The following is a 7,598-nucleotide window of genomic DNA, read 5'->3' on the forward strand; positions in this document are numbered from 1 at the left end:
CAATCAACCGCGGTTCGTCCTCGGCGGACGCGGGGGCGGCGCCCAGCGCGGGCAGCAGCACCGCGGCGGCGAGCGCGGAGGCGAGCAGGGCCTTGGACGTCACGGGCGTCTCCGTTTCAGGGGTACGGCGGACGCGGCGGGAAGCCGCCGCGGCGGTCGCCGCCCGGCGGCGCCGGCGCTTCGGCACCGGCGTGTCGGCGGCAGGGCCATCGTCGGCCGCCGACCGGGGACGCCCGGCGCCGCGACACGGGCGTTTCCCTCCGCTTGACCGGAAGGCGCCCCTCCGGTGACCGCGCCTCCGGAGCCGCCAGCGACCGCGTCCCCGAAGCCACCCCAGGGGAACCCCGACCCTCCCTGATCTTGCGGGTCAAGGTTCTCCCCGACTTGTCCCGGGGTTCGCCCATATCCCCGATCAGAGTGCCCAGGTCGGGAACATCCCGGTCCGGCCGCCCGTTGTCAGGACGTAGGAACCAACTTGAGTCGGGTCAACTCAACTGACTTGACAGCCCTCAACCGACGAAGCAAAATTACGTCCGAACGACTCAACTTTGACGGAGGAAGCAACCATGGCACGTGCGGTCGGAATCGACCTCGGTACGACGAACTCGTGTGTCGCGGTCCTGGAGGGCGGCGAGCCCACGGTCATCGCCAACGCCGAGGGCGCCCGTACCACCCCGTCCGTCGTCGCCTTCGCCAAGAACGGTGAGGTGCTCGTCGGCGAGGTCGCCAAGCGCCAGGCGGTCACCAACGTCGACCGCACCATCCGCTCGGTCAAGCGCCACATCGGCACCGACTGGACGGTGAAGATCGACGACAAGACCTTCAACCCCCAGCAGATCAGCGCCTTCGTGCTCCAGAAGCTCAAGCGCGACGCCGAGGCCTACCTGGGCGAGGACGTGACCGACGCGGTCATCACCGTCCCGGCCTACTTCAGCGACTCCCAGCGCCAGGCCACCAAGGAGGCCGGCACCATCGCGGGCCTCAACGTCCTGCGCATCATCAACGAGCCGACCTCGGCCGCGCTGGCCTACCACCTGGAGAAGGAGGACGAGGCCACCATCCTGGTCTACGACCTCGGTGGCGGCACCTTCGACGTCTCCCTCCTGGAGGTCGGCGACGGCGTCGTGGAGGTCAAGGCGACCAACGGCGACAACCACCTGGGCGGCGACGACTGGGACCAGGCCATCGTCGACTGGCTGGTCGAGCGCTTCAAGAACTCCAACGGCGTGGACCTGTCCAAGGACAAGATGGCCCTCCAGCGCCTGCGCGAGGCCGCGGAGAAGACCAAGATCGAGCTGTCCAGCTCCAGCGAGTCGGCGATCAACCTGCCCTACATCACGGCCTCGGCCGAGGGCCCGCTGCACCTGGACGAGAAGCTCTCCCGCGCCGAGTTCCAGCGCCTGACCGCCGACCTGGTCGAGCGGACCAAGACCCCGTTCCAGCAGGTCCTCAAGGACGCCGGGATCAGCCTGGACCAGATCCACCACGTGGTCATGGTCGGCGGCTCCACCCGTATGCCCGCCATCGTGGACCTGGTCAAGGAGATGACCGGCAAGGACCCCAACAAGGGCGTCAACCCGGACGAGGTCGTGGCCATCGGCGCCTCGCTCCAGGCCGGTGTGCTCAAGGGCGAGGTCAAGGACGTCCTGCTGCTGGACGTCACCCCGCTGTCGCTGGGCATCGAGACCAAGGGCGGCGTGTTCACCAAGCTCATCGAGCGCAACACGACCATCCCGACCAAGCGCTCCGAGATCTTCACGACGGCCGACGACAACCAGCCGTCCGTGCAGATCCAGGTGTACCAGGGTGAGCGCGACATCGCCCAGTACAACAAGAAGCTGGGCGTCTTCGACCTGACCGGTCTGCCCCCGGCGCCGCGCGGCGTCCCGCAGATCGAGGTCGCCTTCGACATCGACGCCAACGGCATCGTCAGCGTCACCGCGAAGGACCTGGGCACCGGCAAGGAGCAGTCCGTCACCATCTCCGGCGGCTCCGCGATGTCCAAGGACGACATCGACAAGATGGTCCGCGAGGCCGAGCAGTACGCGGAGGAGGACCGCAAGCGCCGCGAGGAGGCCGAGGTCCGCAACAACGCCGAGTCCCTCGTCTACCAGACCGAGAAGGTCATCAAGGACAACGAGGACAAGGTCCCGGCGGACGTGCGCTCCGAGACCGAGGCCGCCGTCGCCGAGCTGAAGACCGCGCTGGAGGGCTCCGACGTGGAGGCCATCCGCACCGCGAGCGAGAAGGTCGCGCTGGCCAGCCAGAAGATCGGCTCCGCCATCTACAGCCAGGGCCAGCAGGGCGCCGAGGGCGACGCCCAGGGCGCCCAGAGCTCCGCCGACGACGCCGACGTCGTGGACGCCGAGATCGTCGACGAGGACAACAAGGGCACCCAGGGCAACCAGCAGTCCTGAACCCGGGTCGAGTCGAGGAAGGAGGCGTGTCTCAGATGGCACCGTCGGAGAACACCAACGGCACCGGCGACGGTGAGGAGCGCCAGGGGCCGGTGATCCGGGACAACCGCCGGATCGACCCGGAGACCGGGCAGGTCCGCAACCCCGAGGCCGAGGGCGACGCGACCGAGGAGATCCCCGAGGTCGCCGAGGAGGAGGTCGTCGAGGCCGACCTGGAGGACGTAGAGGTCCCCGACACCCCCGAGTCGGTGGTGTCGGAGGCGATCAACGCGGACGAGCGGGTCGTCGAGCTCACCAACGACGTCAAGCGGGTGCAGGCGGAGTACGCCAACTACCGCAAGCGCGTGGACCGCGACCGCGTGGCCGTCCGTGAGATCGCCACAGCCCAGGTCCTCGGCGAACTGCTGCCGATCCTGGACGACGTCGGCCGGGCCCGTGAGCACGACGAGCTCAACGGCGGGTTCAAGGCGGTGGGCGAGGCCCTGGAGGCCGTGGTCACCAAGTTGGGCCTGGAGCGGTACGCGGAGAAGGACGACGAGTTCGACCCCAACCTCCACGAGGCGCTCACCCTGGTCCCCGTCCCGGGCATCTCGGTCCAGACCGTGATCGAGGTGTTCCAGCCCGGGTACCGCATCGGTGAGCGGATCCTGCGTCCGGCCCGCGTGGTCGTCGGCGATCCCGCCGACGGCGGCGCGGAGGCCGCGGCCGGTTCCGCCGCCGAGGGCGACGCCCCCGGCGGGGAGTCCCCGGCCGCGGACGGCGCCGACGGCGGGGAAGACGACAGGTAACGGGTCCACCCGTTGATCCTCCGGCCCGACACGGTGCGGGGTCACATGGAAGCATCGGACGCAACCGGCACCAGCGGGGGAAGGCACCAGTCGATGAGCACCAAGGACTACCTGGAGAAGGACTACTACAAGGTCCTGGGAGTCTCAAAGACCGCCTCGAAGGACGAGATCAAGCAGTCCTACCGCAAACTGGCCAGGGAGAACCACCCGGACGCGAACGCCGACGACCCCGGCGCGGCCGACCGCTTCAAGGAGATCTCCGAGGCCTACAACGTCCTGTCGGACGAGAAGCGCCGCAAGGAGTACGACAACGCGCGGTCGCTGTTCGGCAGCTCCTACCGCCCCGGCGGCGGCACCGGCCCCGGCGGGTTCGACATGGGCGACCTGTTCGGCCAGGGCACGGGCGGAACGGGGACCGCGGGCGGCGGCGAGCGGCTGAGCGACCTCTTCGGCGGGCTGTTCGGCGGCCGCGGGCGCGGCGGGACCACCCGCAGCAGACGCGGCGCCGACGTCGAGACCGAGACCACACTGACCTTCCGCGAGGCGGCCGAGGGGGCCACGCGCTCCTTCCAACTGGCCAGCGAGTCGGCCTGCCCCACCTGTAAGGGCACCGGCGCCAAGTCGGGCACCGCCCCGCGGATGTGCCCCAAGTGCTCCGGTACCGGGCACGAGAACACCAACCTGGGCGGCTTCTCGCTGTCCGAGCCGTGCAGCGAGTGCAAGGGCCGCGGCCTGGTCGTGGACGACCCCTGCCTCACCTGCAACGGCAGCGGGCGCGGCAAGAGCACCCGCACCGTCCAGACCCGCATCCCCGGCGGCGTGTCCGACGGGCAGCGGATCAGGATCAAGGGCAAGGGCGCGCCGGGCGAGAACGGCGGCCCGGCGGGTGACCTCTACGTCGTCGTCCACGTGAAGGAGCACCCGGTGTTCGGCAGGAGCGGCGACAACGTGACGATCACCGTCCCGGTGACCTTCCCCGAGGCGGCGCTGGGCGCGGACGTGCGCATCCCCACCCTCAACGGCTTCCCGGTGACCGTGAAGGTCCCGCCGGGCACGCAGAACGGGCACAAGCTGCGGGTGCGCGGCAAGGGCGCGAACCGCAAGGACGGCACCACGGGCGACATGCTCGTCACGATCGAGGTGGCGGTACCGAGGACTCTCAACGGAGACGCACGCGAGGCTCTGGAGAAGTTCCGCGCGGCGACCTCCGACTACGACCCGCGCGACGGACTCGAAACGCGGGCGAAGGGTGCGTGAACGACGTGAACGACTCCTTCGGCGCTGACGCTCCGGTCTACGTGATCTCGGTCGCCGCGGAGCTGGCGGGGATGCACCCGCAGACCCTGCGCCAGTACGACCGACTGGGGATCGTCTCGCCGGGCCGCGCGTCCGGCCGCGGGCGCCGCTACTCCATGCGCGACGTGCAGACGCTGCGCCAGGTGCAGCGGCTGTCCCAGGAGGAGGGCATCAACCTCGCCGGGATCAAGCGGATCCTGGAACTGGAGCACGAGGTGGAGCAGCTGCGGGAGCAGGTGTTCCACCTGGCCAACGAGCTGGAGGCGGCCCGCCGTGCGGTGGCCCGCCGGGGCCGCCCGGCCGACGGCGGCACGGGGGTGCGCGGTGAGCTGGTGCGCCGCACCCGCGTGACGATCTTCAACACCGCCGAGCCCGGGAACGACGACGAGGAGCGGGGCAGGGGCCGCGGCGCCCCGGGCCGCGCCGACGACGAGCAGGACTGACGGAACTCCGCCACGGCGACACGGGGGCGCGGTCGGCCATCGGACATCACCCCCCGTGACACGACTTGTGAAAGGAGTCACCGCGCATGAACTACAAGCTCACCAAGAAGAGCCAGGAGGCCCTGTCGGTGGCGATCCGCCGGGCCACCACGGACGGCAGTCCGCAGACGGAGCCCGTGCACCTGCTGGCGGCCCTGCTGGACCAGGCGGAGGGCATCACCCGCCCGCTGCTCAAGGAGGTCGGGGCCAACCCGGACGCGCTCCGGGACAAGGTCGAGGCGGCCGTCGGCGCGCTGCCCAAGGCGGCCGGTTCCACGGTCAGCTCGCCCAGCTCCTCGCGCCAGCTGATCGTCTCCATCAACACCGCGGCCCAGCGCGCGCAGCAGATGGAGGACGAGTACGTCTCCACCGAGCACCTGCTGGTGGGGCTGGCCGCGGACGGCGGCGAGGCGTCGAAGCTGCTCACCGAGGCCGGTGCCACCCCCGACGCGCTCCTGGAGGGGTTCGAGCGGGTGCGCGGCTCGGGGAAGGTGACCTCGGAGAACCCGGAGGACACCTACCAGGCCCTGGAGAAGTACGGGGTGGACCTGACCGAGCGGGCCCGTGAGGGCAAGGTGGACCCGGTGATCGGCCGCGACGGCGAGATCCGGCGGGTCGTCCAGGTGCTCAGCCGCCGCACCAAGAACAACCCCGTGCTCATCGGTGAGCCGGGCGTGGGCAAGACCGCGGTCGTGGAGGGCCTGGCCCAGCGGATCGTGGCCGGTGACGTGCCGCAGTCCCTGGTGGGCAAGCGCCTGGTGAGCCTGGACCTGTCCGCGATGGTGGCGGGCGCCAAGTACCGGGGCGAGTTCGAGGAGCGGCTCAAGGCGGTGCTCTCGGAAATCAAGGAGTCCGAGGGCCAGGTCATCACGTTCATCGACGAGCTGCACACGATGGTGGGCGCCGGCGCGGCCGAGGGCGCCATGGACGCGGGCAACATGCTCAAGCCCATGCTGGCGCGCGGTGAGCTGCGCATGGTGGGCGCGACCACCCTGGACGAGTACCGGGAGAAGATCGAGAAGGACCCCGCGCTGGAGCGGCGCTTCCAGCAGGTCATGGTGGGCGAGCCCTCGGCCGCGGACACGATCGCGATCCTGCGCGGGCTCAAGGGCCGCTACGAGGCGCACCACAAGGTGCAGATCGCCGACTCGGCCCTGGTGGCCGCCGCGACCCTGTCCGACCGCTACATCACGGCGCGGTTCCTGCCGGACAAGGCGATCGACCTCATCGACGAGGCGGCGTCCCGGCTGCGCATGGAGATCGACTCCAGCCCGGTGGAGATCGACGAGCTCCAGCGCACCGTGGACCGCCTGAAGATGGAGGAGATGGCGCTCGACAAGGAGTCGGACCCGGCCAGCCGCCAGCGGCTGGAGCGGCTGCGCGCGGACCTGGCCGACCGCCAGGAGCAGCTCAACGGGCTCGTGGCCCGCTGGGAGCAGGAGAAGGCCGGCCTCAACCGGGTCGGCGAGCTCAAGGGGCAGCTCGACGACCTGCGCACGCGGGCCGAGCTGGCCCAGCGCGAGGGCGACTTCGGCGAGGCCTCCCGGCTGATGTACGGGGACATCCCGCAGCTGGAGAAGCAGGTCGAGGAGGCCAGCCGGGACGAGGAGAGGGCGGCCAGCCGGGGCGACGCCGCCATGGTCAAGGAGGAGGTGGGCGCCGACGAGGTCGCCGACGTGGTGTCGGCGTGGACCGGCATCCCCGTGGGGCGTCTGATGGAGGGCGAGACCTCCAAGCTGCTGCGCATGGAGGACGAGCTGGGCAGGCGCCTCATCGGGCAGAAGGACGCCGTGGCCGCGGTGTCGGACGCGGTGCGGCGGGCGCGGGCGGGCATCTCCGACCCGGACCGGCCGACGGGGTCGTTCCTGTTCCTGGGCCCCACGGGCGTGGGCAAGACCGAGCTGGCCAAGGCGCTGGCGGAGTTCCTCTTCGACGACGAGCGCGCGATCGTGCGGATCGACATGAGCGAGTACTCCGAGAAGCACTCGGTGTCGCGGCTGGTGGGCGCGCCCCCCGGTTACGTGGGGTACGAGGAGGGCGGCCAGCTGACCGAGGCCGTGCGCCGCCGCCCGTACACGGTGGTGCTGCTGGACGAGGTGGAGAAGGCGCACCTGGAGGTGTTCGACACCCTGCTCCAGGTGCTGGACGACGGCCGCCTGACCGACGGCCAGGGCCGTCAGGTGGACTTCCGCAACACCATCCTCATCCTCACCTCCAACCTGGGGTCGCAGTTCCTGGTGGACCAGTCGCTGGAGGAGTCGGTGCGCCGCGACCGCGTGCTCGACGTGGTGCGCGCGACGTTCAAGCCGGAGTTCCTCAACCGGCTGGACGACGTGATCATGTTCGACGCGCTGTCCACCGAGGACCTGACGCGGATCGTGGACCTGCAGATCGACAAGCTGGCCCGGCGGCTGGCGGACCGGCGGCTGGGGCTGGAGGTGACGGAGGGCGCCCGTGAGTGGCTGGCGCTGACCGGTTACGACCCCAACTACGGCGCGCGTCCGCTGCGCCGCCTGGTGCAGTCCTCGATCGGCGACCCGCTGGCGCGCGAGCTGCTGTCGGGCGACCTGGCCGAGGGCGCCACCGTGGTGGTGGACGTGGACGAGGGCGCGGAC

5 protein-coding genes are annotated in these 7,598 nt (G+C 70.7%); all 5 read left to right on the forward strand.

Going from position 1 to position 7,598, the window contains the following annotated elements; translation table 11 throughout:
* Positions 1-566 precede the first annotated feature (566 nt).
* Positions 567-2,417, forward strand: coding sequence for a molecular chaperone DnaK (gene dnaK / locus DQW06_RS19725; protein ID WP_013156457.1), 1,851 nt, complete (start codon positions 567-569; stop codon positions 2,415-2,417).
* A 35-nt stretch (positions 2,418-2,452) separates the two neighbouring features.
* Entirely contained in the window at positions 2,453-3,205 is a 753-nt protein-coding gene (gene grpE, locus DQW06_RS19730) for a nucleotide exchange factor GrpE (RefSeq protein ID WP_013156456.1), read from the forward strand.
* 93 nt (positions 3,206-3,298) lie between these two features.
* Positions 3,299-4,462, forward strand: coding sequence for a molecular chaperone DnaJ (gene dnaJ, locus DQW06_RS19735; RefSeq protein WP_013156455.1), 1,164 nt, complete (start codon positions 3,299-3,301; stop codon positions 4,460-4,462).
* Complete coding sequence (locus DQW06_RS19740) at positions 4,459-4,944, forward strand: heat shock protein transcriptional repressor HspR (protein ID WP_013156454.1); 486 nt, start codon at positions 4,459-4,461, stop codon at positions 4,942-4,944. Before dnaJ ends, DQW06_RS19740 begins: the two co-directional genes overlap by 4 nt.
* 86 nt (positions 4,945-5,030) lie before the next feature.
* Positions 5,031-7,598, forward strand: a 2,568-nt coding sequence (gene clpB, locus DQW06_RS19745; protein WP_117199080.1) for an ATP-dependent chaperone ClpB, incomplete at its 3' end; no start/stop codon positions are given.

The sequence above is a fragment of the Nocardiopsis sp. TNDT3 genome (genome assembly GCF_003427465.1).
Classification (GTDB): Bacteria; Actinomycetota; Actinomycetes; order Streptosporangiales; family Streptosporangiaceae; genus Nocardiopsis; species Nocardiopsis dassonvillei.